The 19,761-nt window shown below is 58.0% G+C and carries 13 protein-coding genes; 4 read left to right on the plus strand and 9 right to left on the minus strand.

Annotated elements, in window-relative coordinates; all coding sequences use genetic code 11:
* Window positions 1-45 precede the first annotated feature (45 nt).
* A complete protein-coding gene (locus P0120_16720; protein ID MDF0675953.1) occupies window positions 46-333 on the plus strand; it encodes a hypothetical protein in 288 nt (95 codons plus the stop codon).
* A gap of 412 nt (window positions 334-745) precedes the next feature.
* Here the strand turns inward: P0120_16720 and P0120_16725 are convergent, their stop codons facing one another.
* The 8 genes from P0120_16725 to P0120_16760 form a co-directional block, all read right to left on the minus strand.
* A complete protein-coding gene (locus P0120_16725) occupies window positions 746-2,911 on the minus strand; it encodes an amylo-alpha-1,6-glucosidase (protein MDF0675954.1) in 2,166 nt (721 codons plus the stop codon).
* 12 nt (window positions 2,912-2,923) lie between these two features.
* Window positions 2,924-4,213 carry an MFS transporter gene (locus P0120_16730; protein MDF0675955.1) on the minus strand — a complete coding sequence of 430 codons (1,290 nt, stop codon included), beginning with the start codon at window positions 4,211-4,213 and terminating at the stop codon, window positions 2,924-2,926.
* Window positions 4,213-5,094, minus strand: coding sequence for a BON domain-containing protein (locus P0120_16735; protein MDF0675956.1), 882 nt, complete (start codon window positions 5,092-5,094; stop codon window positions 4,213-4,215). Before P0120_16735 ends, P0120_16730 begins: the two co-directional genes overlap by 1 nt.
* A gap of 143 nt (window positions 5,095-5,237) precedes the next feature.
* Window positions 5,238-6,557, minus strand: a complete 1,320-nt coding sequence (locus P0120_16740) for an MFS transporter (GenBank protein MDF0675957.1) — start codon at window positions 6,555-6,557, stop codon at window positions 5,238-5,240.
* Entirely contained in the window at window positions 6,550-7,644 is a 1,095-nt protein-coding gene (locus P0120_16745) for a glycosyltransferase family 4 protein (protein ID MDF0675958.1), read from the minus strand. Before P0120_16745 ends, P0120_16740 begins: the two co-directional genes overlap by 8 nt.
* Before the next feature lie 473 nt (window positions 7,645-8,117).
* Window positions 8,118-9,395, minus strand: coding sequence for a hypothetical protein (locus P0120_16750; protein MDF0675959.1), 1,278 nt, complete (start codon window positions 9,393-9,395; stop codon window positions 8,118-8,120).
* Between the two features lie 65 nt (window positions 9,396-9,460).
* Window positions 9,461-10,297 carry a hypothetical protein gene (locus tag P0120_16755; protein ID MDF0675960.1) on the minus strand — a complete coding sequence of 279 codons (837 nt, stop codon included), beginning with the start codon at window positions 10,295-10,297 and terminating at the stop codon, window positions 9,461-9,463.
* A 389-nt stretch (window positions 10,298-10,686) separates the two neighbouring features.
* A complete protein-coding gene (locus P0120_16760; protein MDF0675961.1) occupies window positions 10,687-11,037 on the minus strand; it encodes an ATP-binding protein in 351 nt (116 codons plus the stop codon).
* A 240-nt stretch (window positions 11,038-11,277) separates the two neighbouring features.
* Here P0120_16760 and aceE point away from each other — a divergent pair, with 240 nt between their 5' ends.
* The 3 genes from aceE (at window position 11,278) to lpdA (ending at window position 16,974) form a co-directional block, all read left to right on the plus strand.
* On the plus strand, window positions 11,278-13,962 hold the full coding sequence (aceE, locus tag P0120_16765; GenBank protein MDF0675962.1) for a pyruvate dehydrogenase (acetyl-transferring), homodimeric type: 2,685 nt from the start codon (window positions 11,278-11,280) through the stop codon (window positions 13,960-13,962).
* A gap of 102 nt (window positions 13,963-14,064) precedes the next feature.
* On the plus strand, window positions 14,065-15,420 hold the full coding sequence (locus tag P0120_16770; protein MDF0675963.1) for a dihydrolipoamide acetyltransferase family protein: 1,356 nt from the start codon (window positions 14,065-14,067) through the stop codon (window positions 15,418-15,420).
* A gap of 141 nt (window positions 15,421-15,561) precedes the next feature.
* Entirely contained in the window at window positions 15,562-16,974 is a 1,413-nt protein-coding gene (lpdA, locus tag P0120_16775) for a dihydrolipoyl dehydrogenase (GenBank protein MDF0675964.1), read from the plus strand.
* Here lpdA and P0120_16780 read toward each other — a convergent pair.
* Window positions 16,964-19,705 carry a cation-translocating P-type ATPase gene (locus tag P0120_16780; protein MDF0675965.1) on the minus strand — a complete coding sequence of 914 codons (2,742 nt, stop codon included), beginning with the start codon at window positions 19,703-19,705 and terminating at the stop codon, window positions 16,964-16,966. The genes lpdA and P0120_16780 overlap by 11 nt on opposite strands.
* Window positions 19,706-19,761 lie beyond the last annotated feature (56 nt).

The following is a 19,761-nucleotide window of genomic DNA, read 5'->3' on the forward strand; positions in this document are numbered from 1 at the left end:
GGGACCAGCTGGTGAAGCCAGAGAAATATCGCCACGACGAGGCAGATGGAGAAGACCACGATAGAACCCACCAGTTCCTCGTCGAGCCGCCTTTCGGCGACGAAGATCACCGAACTGACCGCCGACGGCATTGCCGCTACAAGGATCACGACGGCTCCTTCCGTCCTCACCAAGCCGAGTAACCCATATTGTCGCCAGGTCCAGCCTCAGCCCCCTACCCATCGCACCGCCACACCTAACGTTGCCAGTTGCGTCGTCCGACGGACCGCTCAGAAACTGATCGACAGTCCGAGCACTAGCCCAACTATCTCAACTCGCCTCAAGCGTCGCTGATGGTTGGCGGTTGACATCTCGAGAAGGCGCACAGAGACATGGGGGCGAGGTGCAGCGTCTCCGTAGTGGAGACCGTTTGACCATACAGCCCAATCTATGCGCCTTCCAGGCCGGTTACCCCTTCCGGTTGCGAAAGTTGGGTCAGAGCTCAAGGAGAGTTGTTCAATGAGGCGGGCCACAAGGCGGTTGACGATGTTTTCCTTGAAATGAACGCAGTCTTCGTTCCACAGACTGGAATCATAGATGGTCTCACAAGAAACAAGTGATGGGAGGTTCCGACGATCGGTCGTGGCTATAGCTACTCGCTGAGCTCATGATGTGTAATATTCATCGGTGAATTACAACCGTTCGTCCCTGAGTCGGCCGAAGAGCCTGTCCAAGGCTCATCATAAACGGCATCTGGAGCTCAACGCTATATCGTGATGACGACTTCCACTTCGCCGGTGCGGTGGGCCACTCTCAAGGCGACTTCGTCCTCATGACGATCAAGCACGAGGTCGAGACGCGCGGTTCCGACGGAGAGGTTCCGAATCTCGACTCGCTCAAGAAACGGCGGCAACACAGGACGGACGAAACTCACCAGGCGATGAGGTGTGTCGATTCGTAAGCCCAGACAAGCTTGAAGCAGCAGGAAGCCGGAACCGGCCGCCCAGGCTTGCGGAGAACAGGCCGTCGGATAGAGCGTGGGGCTTTCCCCAGGCCGTCGAGAGAAGCCGCAGAACAATTCCGGCAGCCGATGGAGTTCGAGAAAGAGGCTGGCATCGAAGATGCCAGTCAAGACCTTCATCGCTCCTTGCTTATAGCCGTAAGCCGCCATGCCGGCCGCGATGATGGCGTTGTCGTGAGGCCACACCGACCCGTTATGGTAGGACATCGGGTTGTACCGCGCCTCCGAGGTCGCGATCGTGCGGATGCCCCATCCACTGAAAAACTCCTCGCTCAACAGTGCGCGTGCTGTGCGTGCCCCACGTTCTTCCCCGGCAATGCCGCCATAGAGGCAATGACCCGCATTCGAGGCATGCACACGGCAGGGCCGTCCCTGCCCGTCCAAAGCAAGGGCATAGGAGTCCATCTCCTGGCACCAGAACGCCCGCTCAAATCGATCTCGAAGTGAGTCCGCTTCTTTCAGCAATCGATCGGCATGATCGAGCTCCCCCAGAAGCCGAGCCAAGTCCGCCGCCGTTCGTTTGGCTCGATACACGTAAGCCTGGACCTCACACAGGGCAATCGGCCCCTCAGCACTGGTCCCGTCGGCGTGGAAAATGGCGTCATGAGAGTCTTTCCATCCTTGGTGCACCAGCCCCTTGTCGGTCCGTCGGGCGTAGGTCGTGAAACCCATGCCGGTTGGATCGCCATACTGATCGATCCACTGCAGCGCCAGGCGAATATGCGGCCACAGCGTCGTGAGAAACCGGCGATCGCCGCTCCGTTCGTAGTACGCGCCAGCCAGGACGATGAACAACGGCGTGGCGTCGACACTCCCGTAGTATCTGCCGAATGGAATTTCCCCGAGTGCCGCCATTTCCCCCTGACGCGTCTCATGCAAAATCTTCCCGACCTCTGCATCCTGTTCCGGCCGAATCTCCGTGGCCTGAGTCGAGGCCAGAAAGCCCAACACTCCTCGTGCGAGAGCAGGATTCACCCACAGCATCTGCAACGCCGTAATAATACCGTCTCGTCCGAACGGGACACTGAACCACGGTACACCGGCATAGGGATAGAGTCCTTGCGGCGTCTCCGAGATCAACATGTGAAGATCGGCGATCGACCGGTTCAACCAGTGATTGAACTGTTCATTCGACGTGTAGACGTGGGCATCGGAGGCTTTGGCTCTCTGTAACGCGCGATCGGCATCAAGTTGGGCTCGGTCGTAGGAGAGAAACACCCGGTTCCGCAGTTGTTTGATTTCACAGGAAATCGAGATCTCCCACGTCATGCCGGCGTGCGGAGGGATGTTCGCCTCGATCCTCAATCCATCGGGCGTCACCCGTTTCGGCGCTGGAGAGCACCGGACAGAGGTCCGACGGAGGGTCTCATCGAGTCCTTTGTACCCAAGCACCAGTCCTGTCTTCGATCGAATGGGGTTGAGCCGCCGTCCGCGACGAGGCCGCTGATGGCCTCTCGCTTCGAAGAGGTCGGCGAAATCCGTATCCATTGCCATCGTGAGCAAGAGGGGAAATTTCCTATCTCCGTAATTCTGAACTCGGATGCGCTCGTAACAGGTCCCTTGCCAGAGAAACCGGGTGCGGCATAGATGGAGCGTGCCTCGCGGTACCTGCCGTTGTCCGTCCATCAGGTCTGGGTTCGTCAGATCAATCCGAATGAGCGCATTGTCTTCTTTCACCACAGCGCTGAGCAACATGGGACGCTGCGTCCCGAGCGAAAGCTCGAATCGCGATAGGAAGCGCGTCCCCTCATGATAGAGACCTTGCGGTCCAGGGAGAACCTGATGAAAGTCACCGTACCGATCGAACACTGCGAAGGTCTCACCCTGCTTCAACACTTCCGTGCGGCCATCGGCCAATGATGATGAGGCCAGGATGTAATATTGATCTTTCAATCGGATCACATCGTTCATGAATCGTTTCCTTTATGCTCCGGCCCTTGCTCGACTCATCCGTGTGGCAGCCAACGCTGTGATCAACAGCACAAGAGCGATCCCGAGCAAGCCTGTTTCAGGTCCCAATTGCTCCGTGATCCATCCGAAAGCCGAGATTCCCCCAATGGCTGCAGTCATGGCACCGGTCCCATAGAGTCCCAACACCCGTCCGATCATCTGACTCGGCGTAAGTTCTTGGATAATACCCCAGGCTATCGGAGTAAATGCACCCATACCGCAACCGACTATTCCCATGAAGACACCGGCGAGGTATGGGTCGAGTGTCAGCGTCAATGCACAGAGGGCGGCGCCGCTTAACACACTGGCGCCCATAATCAGGCGCATCCGATCCTTGACCATCCAGTCCGTTACCCACAAAAGCCCGATTGACGTCAATAGCAATCCGACGCCGAGCGCCGACCATAAATAGCCGACCTCGACCGGACCCAATCCAAGCATTTTCCGGGCGAACACCGGGAAGAGCGCGGTCAACGCACTCGTGCCGAAGGTATAGAGGATTGCGGTACCGGTCAAGAGTAACAGCCTCGGCTGGGTAACGACGCCATAACGAAATCCTTCGATCAGATCCTGCAGCATGGTCGGGGTAGAAACGGGTGACGGGGAACTTGCGACAGGTTTGGCAAAACGGACCAGTATCAGGCACGCAGCCGATATCAAGTAGGTCGCCGCGTTGAGGCATAAAACTTCTTGTGACCCGTAGGCGGCAATGCCTAAGCCGCTCAGCGCCGGACCAAAAACAATGCCAAGGCTGGTCGTGCTTTGGAGGAGCGCGTTGGCGGCCGTGAACTGCGTTTTGGGGACAAACCCAGGGATGGCGGCAGTGAGAGCCGGGCCGAACACCGCCGTGGCGATCGCGTGTAGGAGGACCAACGCGTAGAGGACAGATACCGTAAAGGATTCCACGGGGATCAGGCACGGAATCAACCCAATCAATACTGCGCGTAGCACATCGCTGGTGATCAGCAGGAGTTTCTTCGGGAGTCGATCGACATACACACCGATGATCGGACCCAGCACGATCGGGGGGATCGTCTGTAGCAGACCGATCACAGACGTCTTGAGCGGGGATCCGGTGACGGCATAGACAAACCACAGAAGCGCCAGCTTGGAGACACCGTCGCCTATCTGCGAGATAAGTTGCCCGGACCAGACAAGTCCAAAATCGCGAGTCAGGAGCAGCGGACGATCCTGGACGGCGATTTTGTCTGCGTTCTCCACCACGGGGGCAGAGTAAGGCAAGCGGCCGGAGCGGCCTTGCATCAGCTCTCGCCCTCCAGCCGTATCCGCTCAGTGTTCACGGCACGGACGCCCGGCACTTGACGAGCAGCCTCCGCCGCTTCCAGGACGATGACCTGGAAACGCACCGTTCCGTTGAGCTGGACGACACCGTCCTCAGTCTTCACCTCGAAGTTGGCGGCTTTTAAGGTCGCGCTTTTGGAGAAACGTTCTTTGATCAAGGTGGTGAGGATTTCATCCTGCTTCTTCAACAGCGTTTTCGCGAGGTCTTTCTCGACGGCAAGCTTGTTAACCACGGTTTTGACGCCTGAGACGGCTTGCGCGATCTCTGTCGCCGTTGTTTTCTCTGCTTCGGTCGAGACACGTCCTGTCAGGGTCACGGTTTGCTGATCGTCTTCAACTTCAATCTCGTAGTGGAAAAGCCGTGAATCCCCCATCAGTGCAAGCTTGACCGACAAAATCAGTGAACCCAGGGACTTCTTGACGACAGGTTCCCTCTCCTTGCTCTCAGCCTCAACCGGTGGTAAGTCCGACTTGGCGGGAGGACTGGGTTGGGACTGCGGCTTCGTTTCGCCTGATGGTTTGTGCGGCGTTGGCTGCCCCTCGGAAGCGGCTGGGGCCTGTGGGAGACGTGGCACAGGCTTCTCCGGTGCCCCTTCTTTGTGATCGGCTGAGTCCGACTTGGCGGGAGGACTGGGTTGGGACTGCGGCTTCGTTTCGCCTGATGGTTTGTGCGGCGTTGGCTGCCCCTCGGAAGCGGCTGGGGCCTGTGGGAGGCGCGGCACAGCCTTCTCCGGCACACCCTCCTTTTCTTGTGGCTCCGCCGACGCCGAACCAACACTTATCAGTTCCAGCAAGAAAAGACTCATACTCAGTATAATCAGCGCTCGTGGCGACTTGGTCATCCAAGAGACCTCCTCGTGAACGGCCATTCTAACTCGCGACGGCTTTCGTGTCATCTATCCGCGGACCGAGATGGCCCCTTGAGATCCAAGGGGCCGCTCCCACTTCGATGCATCAGTGTTGCTACGAATTGGACGGTGGTGGGTTAGGAGGCAAAGGAGCCGGGTGTAGAAACGACCAAGCTCCCTTGGTGCGACTTGTAAAAGCTGAACAACCATGCGGTAGCTGCCGTCATGAGAAGAATGAAGCTGATTCCTCCTAGGCTGGCGGCCGGACCGATCGTATCGGCAGCCCATCCGAAACCCGCCATGCCGGCCATGGATGACGCCATTCCTCCCGTGGCGAAGCTCGTAAAGACTCGGCCTAGGAGATGTGCCGGCGTCAATTCTTGGAGCATCGTCCAGACCAACGGAGTAAACATGGCGGTGCTACCTCCGATCACCGCGATCAGGGCGCCGGCAACAACAGGAGCTTCGAGGAAACCGAGCGCCGCGATGGCAAGACCTCCGACGGCCAAGGCGCCGGACATGAACCGCAAACGCCAAGACACGTCTCCTTGCGTGATCGATGTCAGGCTAAGGGAGGCGAGCAGCATCCCGACTCCGAGTGCCGACCATAGCCACCCGAGCTGAATCGGGCCCACCCCAAGCACGTCTTTCGCAAAGACCGGCAGCAGAAAAATGAAGGCACTGATGCCGACACTATAGAGAGTTGCCGTCAACATGAGGAGAAGAACCGTCTTCTGCTCGACGAAAACGAAGCGAAAACCCGCCAGCAAGTCGGCTGTGATGCCTTCCGTCAATCCTTTACTCGCCGTGGGCCGGGAGTCGAGAGTTTCATGCATCCGAATGGGGAACAAGCACAGGGCAGAGATGAAAAACGTGACTGCGTTGACGTAGAGCACATTGTGGGCTCCGATGAGCGCGATGCCGAGGCCACTGACGGCAGGACCCACAAGAAGCCCAACATTGGTCGTCGTCTGCATGAGCGCATTGGCAGCGATAAGCCGCTCCTTGGGCACAATGAGAGGAACCGCGGAGGTCAAGGCCGGCCCGAAGACAGTGGAAAAGATTGCGGTGGCAAACACGAGGAAGTAGAGCCGGTCGAGAGTCAAGGCCCCCATGGCATAGAGCAACGGGATCAGGAGAACCATCAAGGTCCGAAGCAGATCGACACCGATCATCACCGGCTTCTTTCGAACACGATCCAGATAGACACCGATCAGCGGCCCAAACAGCAAGGGCGGCAGGGTTTGAAGCAGTCCGACCATTGTCATCTTGAGCGCCGACCCGGTCAGATCATACACAAACCAAAGCAACGCCACCTTATTGAGGCTGTCACCGATCTGAGAGATCGTCTGGCCAGCGAACAAAAAACCGAAGTCTCTGGCTTTGACCATCTCCCAGCCTCGGGCACGGCTCGGAGTGGAACTAGTCTCTTCCAAACGAGCAGATATTTCAGACATGCCGGCCTCGCCCAAAAATTTCATCCTCCTCGGAAGCGAAGGCCTGTGCGGCTCGAACGGCTCCATTCTCAAGCAGACGTTCATACAGCGCCACATAGTCGCGTGCCATCCGATCCGCGGTAAACCGTTCGTCAAAGGCTGCCCGACAGCGTCGCCGATCAATGAGTGGAATCTGTCCGACTGCATCCACCAGTTCGGCTACAGTCTCGCAAATAAAGCCGGTGACACCGTGATCGAGGATTTCAGGAATCGATCCACGTCGGTAGGCTAGCACCGGGGTTCCGCATGCCAGGGCTTCGATCAACACCAACCCGAAGGGCTCCGGCCAATCGTAAGGGCATACCAAGGCCATCGCATTGCCGAGAAACTCATCCTTCTCGGCATCGGAGATCTCGCCGAGGAACTCAATCAACGGATGGTTGAGCAATGGTTCGATTTCGGCTTCGAAATAGGTCTGGTCGGCAGGATCGACTTTTGCCGCAATCCGCAGGGGGAGGCCAGTGCGTTTAGCGATTTCAATCGCTTGGTCCGGACGTTTTTCAGGGGAGATGCGTCCCAGGTAGGCCAGATAACCTTGATGCTTTGGATGGAACCTGTAGAGATTGCGAGGAAGACCATGGTGGACAGTCCCAGCCCAGTTGGCCCAAGGCAACGGTTTACGTTGGGCGTCCGAAATGGACACCAACGGCATTTCAGAAAATTCACGGAAGACCGGCTCCAATTCCGGAAGATCCTGACGTCCGTGTAGGGTGGTCACCACCGGGATGCTATTCCTCCGTGCCAGCGGGAATCCGATGAAATCCAGGTGTGAATGAATAATATCGAAGCCCCTCGCCGCTCCGAGGCCCCGTTCCTGAAGCATCATCAACGGAGCGTCCCGGTTGAAGATACCGGTATTCAAGCGGAGTGCTTGTGGGCAGATTGCTTCAAGCCGCGCGGTCGTCTCTGAATCACCGCTCGCAAACAGCGTGACGTCATGCCCCAGGGCAACCAACTCCTCCGTGATGTAGGAAACGATTCGTTCGGTTCCCCCGTAGAGTTTGGGCGGGACGCTCTCCCACAGCGGGGCCACTTGTGCGATTCTCATTGAGTATTCCTTTCTCTTCCCTTTGCAGCTGGACTGCTTGGTTCAGTCGTCAGCTTGGTTATAATTGTTAATGCATTATGCGGACCGGTTTGAAAACAACTGTCCGCTGATCGGCTGGAGGTGAAACAGGTGATGGGGTGTTTCGATCCATGGCTATCCGATAGCTCATTTGTTCTCGCTCACAATCCTCATGCTACTCATTCCATCTCGCTCGACTCAACGGACAAAAGTTCCGTCACCGGAGCAACATATGTCCACTCAAGGATGCTTGACTGGACATTGAGCCTCACGATCGGCACTCACCGGAGAAATGCACGTCGCCCAGCCGACTTGACGTGATCCGATGCAGTTTGCCGACAGCAAATGCGCCATATTCATTTCCAGATGAAACGCCCCACCCCTCTGTTCGTCTGCTGTTGCGGTATATCAAGTGCGAAGCAACGATGTGGGAGGGCTCTCTTCCGGGGATGCTCCTACTGGCCCATTCTCGCGGCTTTGATGATTTTGTCTTCTTTGATCTGCTCTAAGAAACGATCGGGCGGGACCGCTGGAGGAACAATCTGTACTTCCTGCCAGCCTTCATTGAGTGATCCCTTATGCCCCTTCATTTCATGGACCCATTGGTCGATGCGCTCTTGGCTCGTCCCGTCGCTGAACGTAACCCAGAAGAGAAAAGGTTGCGCTTGACCGTTCTGCGCCCCCTGAGCCACCTGCGGCTGTTGAGCCGGTTGCATCACCTCGGCCTGCCGTGCCAGTACCCTGTCCTCTTGCGAATCGCCACCTTTCGAGGGGTTTAGCCCGGCCGCAAGCAACTTGTTCTTCAGGTCTTGATTGTACTGTTCAAGTCCGGCGATTTCTTTAGACATTCGGTCGTTGTCCACGGTCAGGCTATGGATCGCTGTTTCGATCTGTCCATGCCTCGTCTGGGCTTTGTTCGATGGCTGGTGCACCGCGCGTTCGACTTCCCGGCTAGCCATCACTGTCTGCTGCTTTTCCAGCTCCTGCCTGACGGTCTGCACACTAGTCTCGACGGATTCCTGCGTCGACGACAGTTTGGCCATGGCTTGCTGCAGTTGCGCCATGCCTTTCTGCTGTGACCCCAATGTCTCCCCGAGCTTCTCCTGCATCCGCGCCACCTCGTCCAGCTGCTGCTCGAGTCTTGCGGTTTCAACGATCCGGGAGGCAGGGAGAGCTTCGGACTGGACAACCGGAGACGGCGCTGGTTCAGGCGCCATCCACGTCGTCATTCGGTCGGCGACCAATCCAACGACAGCAATCGCCAATAGTGCTTGCGTGAAGGCGACCGTTCGCATTCCATACGCGAGCGCGGTATCCGGACGGTGGGCTGCCAATCTGTCGGCAACATCAACGATGCTCTTCCAGACTCGACTCCAGAAACTCGGTGCCGGACTGAACAGGGCGCTCAGCGTTCCCCCCTGTGCGGTGTTGAGAACGGACAGTTCGATCGTATCAGCGGAAAGCCGGACACGATGCGTCCTAAATCCATACTCGGGGGCAACAAGTCCTCCCAGAAGTGTTCCCTCTTCGGCGCGAAGCTGTACCGTCTCGATGTGGTCGATACACCGCACTTGCAACATCGCGCCGATTCCCGATCCCTCAAGCTCGCCGACACGGCACTCGTTGACATAGACCTGGATTGGATCCGATGCGCCTCGCACAGGGCGGGGTCGGCTGCTCAATGATTCAAGGAGTCGCGACCGATATATTTCCAGATCCTCTTCCTGACCCATATATCCTCCTTAGCTCTTCTTTCTTTACAGGCTCTCGATTGCATACCCAATACGCTTCGCCCCCTTCACGGCCGCACTTGCAATTCCAGACGCGGTTTTTCGCCGACCGCTGATCCGCTGGATCCCAGACCCCAGGCCGTTTGCATGCAATCGAGGCAAAGCGCCAGATGCCAAATCCGATAATCACAGCCATAGCCTTCAGCAAACATCTCCCCCCATTGAGATCGCGAGAGACAGGGATAATGGTCCGGCTCGCTTCTTCGGTAGTGGGCCTGAGCGACTCGGATAAGTCGTTCCGCCTCGCTGTTGAATCGATGTCGATGACGCTGCTGTTGATTCCCAAGCTCCGCGAGCTCTGCCTTCGTCAAGCCCATCTCGTCCATCGTGCGTTGCCAACCGTTCTTACGCCAGCGGCGAAAATTTTTATAGATGCGTTGACTCTCCAACCCATTGAGTCCGGTCACCGCGATCACTTCTCCCGGGCCCCATCCATAAGCATGATGATAGAGCGCGATCAGCGCGTCACGGCTGATGACCGCGCGTGCTGCAAGACCGTCGACAAATCGGCCGAGCGGCCTCAGCAAGTCCGGATGATAACAAAACGGGTCCGGCTTGCTGTGTTGTTTGGCGACTAGTGAGTCGAACAGAAACAACGGTCTGCACGGAACTTCACTGCGTCCACAGACAAGAAACCGTTCAAGGTATTCAGAACCCCAACGTAACGCAAACTTCTCATGCTCGATGTCATCATTCCACTGGCCGGTCTCCCGTAAGAACCGTTTTGTGTAACCAGTCGCGCGATCCAAAAGCATCGGCAGGGCCTGTAAGGCGACCTGATCGAATTCATCCGGTGTCGAAACCACCTCTTCGAGGCGACTCGCCGTTGCCGTACGATCAGACATCGTCTGACTCTTACTGACCGTGTTTTGCCTTCTCGTCACCGACATTCTGCCTCCATTAACACCGAGAGGGCATTGGACAAATACTTCCTCGCGCTTGCTAATTTTGTCCGTTGTGTGCCCACCACAACATTGTCAGTGACATCCGGAATGGGAAAGCACCATTTCCCTCCACCGACGGTTTACCCTGAGCAGAACTTCAACGGCAGACACGACAGACTAATTAACCAGATTTTCCTGGGCAATTACCAGTGGCGTAACAGTGGTTTAAATCGGCTCAAGGCTCTATAGTTAGAATTGCGAACTAATTGTCAAAAAGATCCGTGACCGCAGACCCAGACCACGCAGGTCACATTGTGTGATAAATGAAAGATGGGTTAACTTTATTCGGATTAAGGGATCGAGAAGGTAACCGTTGTACCCTGACCCGGTTCGCCGGCGATCTTGAGAGTTCCTCCTAGCACTCGTGCTCGCTCCCGCATGCCGACGATTCCCATCCCTCTTTGCCCATCCCACGCCAGGGTTGGATCAAATCCGATGCCGTCATCCGTCACGACAAGTTCCACCTCTCCTTGCTCGGTTTCGCCCAAGGTCACCGCGACATGCTTCGCCTTTGCATGTTTGAGGACATTGCAGAGACTCTCCTGAAGCAGACCACAAATCGTCGTCATGGTGCCGGGCGGAATTATTGTCGGGCAACAATTCCGGAGGTTCGCCGTCCTAAAGCCCGATGCTGGATTCAAGTGCCTCCATACCACTATACTGGAGGAAGGAACTCTTTCTACTAGGACGAGATTCGCGAAGTGACCGGTTCTTTTCTTGACTACGCTTCTAGGGCATTTCCTAGTCGTTGGTCAACTTGATGGTCACCATATAATACGGTGACAAGACCTTTTCTCGACGTCTGTCCGTCGCATTAGAGAGGTCTGCCTGCTATGATCAGCGCGTGCTAACGGGCCCCGATCCTCAGGAATGATTCGACAGTGAGCGACCATCGCACTCCGCAGCCGCAGAATGACAGCGATCCACAGGAAACCCACGAATGGCTGGATTCGCTTGAGTATGTCCTCGAGACAGGAGGCGTGGAGCGGGCGACTTACCTCTTTGAACGTCTCCACGATCGACTCGCCCAACGAGGGGCACGGATTTCCAACCCCTTCAACACACCATATGTCAACACGATTCCTGTCGCCCAGGAACCGGCTTATCCTGGCAACCTTGAGCTTGAACGTCGCATCCGCAGTCTCGTTCGGTGGAACGCTCTGGCAATGGTCGTCAAAGCGAATAAAGAACATTCCGGCATCGGCGGGCATATTTCGACGTATGCCTCGGCGGCCACCTTGTACGAGGTCGCCTTCAACCATTTTCTGCGCGGCAAAGATTCACCCGATCGCGGAGACCTCGTCTATTTCCAAGGGCATGCCAGCCCGGGGATCTATGCACGCGGTTATGTCGAGGGCCGGCTTTCAGAAGAGGCGCTGCATTACTTCCGGGGCGAGATCACAGGCGAGGGAAAAGGCTTGTCGTCATACCCCCATCCCTGGCTCATGCCGGACTACTGGGAATTTCCAACGGTCTCGATGGGACTCGGGCCGATCATGTCGATCTATCAGGCGCGTTTCAACCGATACCTGAAGGATCGCGGCCTGAAAGATACGAGCCTCCAGCGCGTATGGGCCTTCGTCGGGGACGGTGAAATGGATGAGCCGGAAAGCTTCGCCGCGCTGACGCTCGCCGCTCGCGAGCAGCTGGACAATCTGACGTGGGTCGTTAATTGCAATCTTCAACGCCTCGATGGTCCCGTCCGTGGCAACGGCAAGATCATCCAAGAACTGGAAGCGATATTCCGCGGTGCAGGCTGGCACGTCATCAAGGTGATTTGGGGCGGCGATTGGGATCCGTTGCTGGCGCAGGACGATGAAGGCCTGCTGATGAGACGGATGGGTGAAGTCGTAGACGGCTGGTATCAAAAATATACCGTGGAAGGGGGCGCCTTCGCTCGGAAACATTTCTTCGGCGCCGATCCTCGGCTGCTCAAGATGGTGGCGTCCTATTCGGACGAGCAAATCCACAAAATGATGCGCGGAGGTCACGATCCTAGAAAAGTATACGCCGCCTACAAGGCCGCTGTTGAACACCGAGGCCAGCCGACCGTGATCCTGGCCAAGACGATTAAAGGCTATGGATTGGGCGAGGCAGGCGAAGGCCGCAACGTCACCCATCAGCAAAAAAAGATGAACGAGCGGGAGTTACGCGAATTCCGCACGCGATTCAGCGTGCCCTTATCGGATGCACAAGTCGCTTCAACGCCGTTTTTTCGGCCGCCTGCCGGCAGTCCGGAAGCAACCTACCTCGCCGACCGAATGAAGGCGATGGGTGGCTCCCTCCCGAAGCGACAGGTGAAGGTCGAGTCGTTGCAGACGCCGGGCCTCGATCAGTTCAAGGAGTTCCTCGACGGATCGAATGATCGAGCGTTCTCCACGACGATGGGCTTCGCCCGCATGCTGGGCCGCCTGCTAGGCCAGAAGCCGTTCGGCAAACATCTCGTGCCCATCATTCCCGACGAGGCGCGCACATTCGGACTCGAAGCGCTCTTCCGCCAATACGGCATCTATTCGCATCTCGGCCAGCTCTACGAACCGGCGGACAAAAGTTCCCTGCTCCATTATTTCGAAGCGACGAACGGACAGATTCTCGAAGAAGGCATCACCGAAGCCGGCGCGATGTCTTCTTTCATCGCTGCCGCCACGGCTTATGCGACACATGGGCTCAACACGATTCCCCTGTACATCTATTACTCGATGTTCGGGTTCCAACGAGTCGGGGACTTGATGTGGGCCGCTTCAGACATGCGCGCCCGGGGTTTTCTGCTGGGCGCCACAGCGGGGCGTACGACGTTGGAGGGCGAAGGCCTGCAACATCAAGACGGACACAGCCATCTGTTGGCCGGCACGTATCCGACGATCGCCACCTACGATCCGGCGTTCATGTTCGAGCTTGCCGTCATCTTGCAGGATGGGCTCAGGCGCATGTACCAGAGTCAGGAAGAGGGGTTGTATTACATCACGCTTTACAATGAACCCTATCCGATGCCGGCCATGCCGTCTGGTGCTGAAGAGGGCATACTCGAAGGCATGTACCGCTTCCGGCCGGCACCCGAGGGAGCCGCGCATCGAGCACAGATGTTGGCGAGCGGGCCGCTCGTCAACGAAGCGTTCAAAGCACAACAGTTGCTGCTGGAAGGCTACGGCGTCGCGGCGGACCTATGGAGCGTGACGAGTTACAAAATGTTGCGGATGCGGACGCTTGAGGCCGAGCGATGGAACATGTTGCATCCCGAGGAGCCGCAACGAAAGAGCTATCTTCAGCAGACTGCCGAAACGTTCCATGGTCCCTGCGTGGCGGTGAGCGACTATGTGCGCTTGGTCAGCCAACAGATCGGTCCATGGGTGCCGGGCGGCCTGTTTGCGCTCGGTACCGACGGATTCGGCCGGAGCGATACCCGCAAGGCCTTGCGCCGGTTCTTCGAGATCGATGCCGAACACTTAGTCGTGGCGACACTCTACGCTCTCCATCGTCGAGACGGATCCATCGAGGCGAAGACAGTCAGCCAAGCCGCAAAAGAGCTGGGCATCCGAACGGACGACCAAGCGCCCTGGCAGCATTGAGTTAGTGCGGAGTGTTGAGTGCTGAGGACTGAGTGCGGAGGATGTAAGGCTGAGGACTAGGGTGAGCGCCCAGTATCCGAACAGTCATCCGATAAAGGAGTTATGAAAGTCGAGTTGCCATTTCTCGCGGAAGGGATCGAGGGCGGCGATGTGGTCCTGGTTCTGGTCCACGAAGGCGACCAGGTCAGCGAAGGCCAATCGTTGGTCGAATTGGAAACCGACAAGGCCACGGTCCCGGTGCCGTCGCCGGCAGCAGGAAAGGTCGTCCGTCTGCTTGTGCGGGAGGGGGATCACGTCCAGGTCGGGCAAGCGCTCGTCGAGCTGGACGGCGCACATGGCGTGGAGCAGTCGGCCAAGATGTCAGCGCCGGACAAGCCGGAGGTTGCTCCGGCTTCGCAACCTCCGCCGCCCGTCGAATCGGCTCATGGGGAGGCCTTAGAACGACGCGAAGGACTGCCGGCCGAATCATCCCCACCAGCGCCGCCGAAGACAGAAGAGCCGCCGCTCGCTCCGCTTGAGAATAAGATTGCTGCAGCGCCCTCAGCATCCGCCGGCCCCACCATCCCTGCGCCTCCGTCAGTGCGCCGGCTCGCCCGCGAGTTGGCGGTGGACCTGACACAGGTGAAAGGCACGGAAGCCGGAGGCCGGATCACCGCCGAGGATGTGAAAGCGTTTGTTCGTGAACGAACCAGACGCAGCGGTGTTGGGTCCGCAGCGAGGGCTTCCGAATCGGGCGGCGTCTTCGCCACGACGTACGGCAACGAGCGTCGCGAGCCTCTCCCGTCACTTCGACGGAAGATTGCGGCGAACATGACGCAGTCTTGGACGACCATTCCTCACGTCCATCAATTCCAGGATGCCGACATCACTGAGCTGATGGAGATGCACAAACGCTACGCGCTCGAATTCAAGAAGAAAGGCGCGACGCTGACGCTCACCAGTCTCATCCTCAAAGCCGTCGTCCACGCGCTGAAGCGATATCCGCTGCTGAACGCCACCCTCGATCTCACCAGCGGTGAAGTAATCTACAAGGATTATTACAATATCGGGGTCGCCGTGGATACGCCGGCAGGATTGATCGTGCCGGTCGTCCACGACGTCGATCACAAAGACTTGTTTCAAATTTCCGTGGAGCTCGCCGATCTGGCGGATCGCACGCGCGCACGTGAGGTCAAGCTGGAAGAGCTGCGCGGCGCCACATTTACCGTGAGCAACATGGGCGGTCTCGGTGCCGGTCCGTTCACCCCGATCATCAACGCACCACAGGTAGGCATCCTGGGCATCGGGAAGGCCCGGATGACGCCGCTGTATCGTGACGGGCAATTCGTGCCTCGTCGTGTGCTGCAACTCTGCGTGGCCTACGATCATCGGCTGGTGGATGGAGCGGTCGGGGCTCGCTTTACCATCGAGATCGTCAAGGTGCTGGAAGATTTCCAGGGGATGTTTCTGGGACTCTAGGGAGTGCTGTGTGCTGAGGCAAAAGGTTTAAGCAGGACGAGAACATGCCGAACGTAAGAGAATGGGTTCTGAGGCCTAGATCGTCAACTCGAACATTCCGGGCCCAACTCTCAGCACTCCGTTGAGCAACAAGAGGTACGCATGGCTGAATCACAGTACGACGTAGCGGTAATTGGGGCGGGCCCAGGCGGCTACGCCGCGGCCTTTCACGCGGCTGATATCGGCCTCCGCACCGCATTGATCGACCAAGAACCGCAACTTGGAGGCGTCTGTCTCTTGCGAGGCTGTATTCCCTCAAAAGCTTTGCTCCATGCGGCCAAGCTGATCACAGATGCAGCAGAGGCGGAAAGCTGGGGGATTCATTTTGAGAAGCCCAAGATCGATCTCGAAACGCTCCGTGAACGGACGAGAGGCACCATCGGCAAGTTGACCAAGGGTGTGCGGACGTTGGCAGACAGCCGGAAGGTGGATGTGTTTCAAGCGAGCGCAGCCTTCACGAATCCGACGACGCTGACATTGTCCGGGCCTAACGGAACGACAACGCTCTCCTGCTCTCACGCAATCCTCGCCACCGGCTCGCGTCCTGCCGTTCCGAATTCTCTCAAGCTCAATGATCCGCGAGTGATGGATTCCACGAGCGCGCTCGACTTGCCCGACGTTCCGGGGCGATTACTGGTCGTGGGCGGTGGATACATCGGACTGGAATTGGGCACCGTGTACGAAGCGCTTGGATCCGAAGTGACGATCGTCGAGATGCTGTCGCGCCTGCTCAACGGCGCCGATCCGGACCTCGTGAGGCCCCTGCAGCAACGTCTGCAACGGCGATTCAAGGCCATCAAGCTGAACACAAAGGTGGCCGCACTAGAGGTTCGCCAGGGCGGTATCGCGGCAACCCTGGAGGGCCCTGAGGGAACCAACCTAGAGGTCTTCGATCGCGTGCTCGTCGCCGTGGGGCGCAAGGCGAACACGGAGCAGCTCGGACTCGAACACACCAAAGTCGCCGTTTCTGAGAAAGGGTTCGTGCAGGTCGATAGACGGCTTCGCACGGCCGAGCCGACCATCTTTGCGATCGGCGATGTGATCGGGGAACCGATGCTGGCGCACAAGGCTACCCATGAAGGGTTGGTCGCGGCCAGGGTGATTGCTGGAAGAGAGGCGACGTTCGATCCTGCCGCTATTCCGGCCGTCGTTTTCACCGATCCCGAAATCGCATGGTGCGGTCTGACCGAAGAAGCCGCCAAGGCAGCGGGACAAGCCGTAAAAGTGACGCGCTTTCCTTGGGCGGCTTCAGGTCGAGCCGCCACCATGGGCCGCAACGATGGCCTGACCAAATTGGTCTGCGATGCCGAATCCGGAAGAATCCTCGGAGTAGGGCTCTGCGGAGTCGGCGCGGGAGAGCTGATCGCCGAGGGCGTCCTGGCGGTGGAGATGGGTGCAGTCGCGGAAGACCTGGCGGCCTCAATCCATCCGCATCCCACGCTGAGCGAGACCGTCATGGAGGCGGCGGAACTCTTCCATGGACAAGCGACGCACTTTCATCCATCTAAACGCTGATTGCCCGCCGCCTTCTGAACCATTTGATCGTTTCCACGACGGCCAATGGGATGAGCGTCATGGCCACCAGCAGTTCCCAATCTTCCATCGGCAAGGGTGCGACCTTGAAGATGGACTGCAGGAACGGGGTCGCGAGAATGGCAATTTGCAGGGCAAGAGAAACGAGCACAGCCCAAATAAGCGAGCGATTCGTCGTCACTCCCACTTGAAACAGCGACCAACGATCACTCCGGCAATTAAAGGCGTGCACCAACTGAGCGGCAACCATCACAGCGAACGTCACCGTTCGCGCCTGATCGATCGGCTGTTGCCAGACAAACAGGCTGTACGAAAACGCGCTCAGGGCAATGACCGCCAACATCATGCCTTCGCCGGCGATGGTCCAAAGCCTTTCACCGTCCAGTAAGCGTGCTTGGGTCTGTCGCGGCGGCTGCTGCATCAGGTCCGGCGCTTTCGGATCGACTGCCAGTGCAAGGGCGGGAAAACCGTCCGTCACGAGATTCATCCACAAAATTTGAATAGGCAGGAGCGGCAAGGGCAAGCCAAGCAATGTGGCAAAGAGCATGACCAACACTTCGCTGACGTTGCACGACAGGAGAAAATGCACCGTCTTTCTGATGTTGTCGAAGATGCCCCGGCCCTCCTCGACCGCGTCGGCGATCGAGGCGAAGTTGTCGTCCGTCACTACCATATCCGATGCTTCTTTGGTCACGTCGGTGCCGGTCATCCCCATCGCCACGCCGATATCCGCCGCCTTGATCGCCGGCGCATCGTTGACCCCGTCACCGGTCATGGCGACAATGGCCCCGTTCCGCTTCCAGGCCTGAACGATCCGGAGCTTGTGCTCGGCCGATACACGGGCATACACGCTGATTCGCTCCACACGTTGCCTCACTTGCTCGTCGGTTAAGCCGTCCAGCTCTGACCCGGACAACGCCACCCCGTCATCGCGATAGAGGCCTAATTCGCGGGCAATCGCGATCGCTGTCTCCTTGTGATCTCCGGTGATCATGGCAGTACGGATGCCTGCATCCCGACAAAGGCGCACCGCCTCTGCCGCTTCGGGCCGCAACGGATCCTTCATCGCGAGAAGGCCGAGAAAGATCAAATCGCGCTCCACCTCTTCATCCGAACTCGCCGATTGGTCTAGAGGCCTGTACGCGACGCCCAGTACGCGGAGGGCTTGTTGTGCCAAGGAAGCATTAGCTTCGTCGATCAGCTGTCGATCCTGTTGGTCCAGGGGTTCGATCCGGCCATCCAGCGTGACACGCGCAGCGCAACGTTTCAGCAAGACATCGGGTGCTCCTTTGCAGTAAGCCATACGGCCTTGCTCCGTTCGGCGGATGATCGTCATCATCTTCCGCTCGGCATCGAACGGAACTTCTCTGTCCAGAGGCGCTCGGCGCTCCAACTCGGCTTTCGTGAGACCGGCCTTTGCCGCAACCACGAGCAGCGCACCTTCCGTCGGATCGCCGATGATCCGCCAGATGCCGTTTTCTTGTTGCAATGTCGCGCCGTTGCAAAGCACCGCGGTAGTCAGAAGGTCGCGCAGACCAGAGGGAAGTCCTGAGTCCGGAGTGCTGCTTTCCCGAATCTCCCCTGCCGGTTCATATCCCTCGCCGGTCACTTCGAAGTGGGAGTCACCCATGATCAAGCGCGTCACCGTCATCTCATTCTTCGTCAAGGTACCGGTCTTGTCGGTGCAGATCACTGTGGCAGATCCCAGCGTTTCGACCGCGGGGAGTTTGCGAATCAACGCATGTCGCTTGGCCATTCTGGTGACTCCCAAGGCCAATGTAATCGTGACGACAGCGGGGAGGCCTTCGGGCACAGCCGCCACCGCGAGGCTTACCGAAATGAGGAACATCTCAACCAGCGGTTCTCCCCGGAGATACCCGAGGCCGAACACGACTGTGACCACCCCAAGCGTCAGCCATAAGAGCGTATATCCGAATTGTTCCAACCGTCGTTGCAGCGGTGTCTCGCTACGCTCCGCCTCATCGGCCTTTCGGATCATGGCGGCGATCCGGCCCAGTTCCGTTCCTAGACCTGTCGCCACCACGAGCCCACGGGCCTTGCCGGAGACAGCCACGGTGCCCATGAAGACCATGTTGCGTTGATCGGCGAGCGGTACTTCGGCGGCATCGAGCAGCTCCGCCTGTTTTTGTACGGGTGTCGATTCCCCGGTGAGTGAGGCTTCTTGAGCTTGGAAATTCGTTGAGTAGAGTAAACGTGAATCTGCGGGAATGCGGTCGCCCGCTTCGAGGGCAATCACGTCTCCTCTGACCAGTTCTCGTGCAGAAATAGACTGCAGCGTGCCTTCCCGAATGACGCGGGCCGTCGCGACCGACATCTTGCGGAGTGCCGCCAGTGATCGATCGGCTCGGAATTCCTGGACAAACCCCAGCAGGCCATTGAGAAACACGATGGCCAGAATCGCCGCCGCATCAATCCAGTCTTCCAACAAACCGGACACAAAGGCCGCTCCGATCAGCACCCACACGAGGAGGCTCGCGAACTGTGCGACGAAGAGTTTCAGCAACGAGGGAGGAGGGGCTTCGGGTAATTCGTTGGGTCCTTCTTGCGTTCGCCGGCGTGCCGCTTCATCAACAGGTAAACCGACGTTGAGGTCTGTCAGGAATTCATCAGCCAGGGCTTCCGTCGGGCGGGCGTACCATGTTGCTGCTCTCCTTGTCTCACTGGGCGTCTGTATGCTGCTCTCAATCCGCATCACGTCCCTTTCGCTAGCACAATTTGCAGCAGGGTGCATGCCATGCATAACATCGA

This window comes from Nitrospira sp. (assembly GCA_029194675.1).
In the GTDB taxonomy this organism is placed as follows: domain Bacteria; phylum Nitrospirota; class Nitrospiria; order Nitrospirales; family Nitrospiraceae; genus Nitrospira_D.

Coding starts and splice junctions, on each gene's coding strand:
- P0120_16720 (MDF0675953.1), top strand. CDS start 46: ATGGAGAAGACCACGATAGAACCCACCAGTTCCTCGTCGAGCCGCCTT.
- P0120_16725 (MDF0675954.1), bottom strand. CDS start 2,911: ATGAACGATGTGATCCGATTGAAAGATCAATATTACATCCTGGCCTCA.
- P0120_16730 (MDF0675955.1), bottom strand. CDS start 4,213: ATGCAAGGCCGCTCCGGCCGCTTGCCTTACTCTGCCCCCGTGGTGGAG.
- P0120_16735 (MDF0675956.1), bottom strand. CDS start 5,094: ATGACCAAGTCGCCACGAGCGCTGATTATACTGAGTATGAGTCTTTTC.
- P0120_16740 (MDF0675957.1), bottom strand. CDS start 6,557: ATGTCTGAAATATCTGCTCGTTTGGAAGAGACTAGTTCCACTCCGAGC.
- P0120_16745 (MDF0675958.1), bottom strand. CDS start 7,644: ATGAGAATCGCACAAGTGGCCCCGCTGTGGGAGAGCGTCCCGCCCAAA.
- P0120_16750 (MDF0675959.1), bottom strand. CDS start 9,395: ATGGGTCAGGAAGAGGATCTGGAAATATATCGGTCGCGACTCCTTGAA.
- P0120_16755 (MDF0675960.1), bottom strand. CDS start 10,297: ATGTCTGATCGTACGGCAACGGCGAGTCGCCTCGAAGAGGTGGTTTCG.
- P0120_16770 (MDF0675963.1), top strand. CDS start 14,065: ATGAAAGTCGAGTTGCCATTTCTCGCGGAAGGGATCGAGGGCGGCGAT.
- lpdA (MDF0675964.1), top strand. CDS start 15,562: ATGGCTGAATCACAGTACGACGTAGCGGTAATTGGGGCGGGCCCAGGC.
- P0120_16780 (MDF0675965.1), bottom strand. CDS start 19,705: ATGCGGATTGAGAGCAGCATACAGACGCCCAGTGAGACAAGGAGAGCA.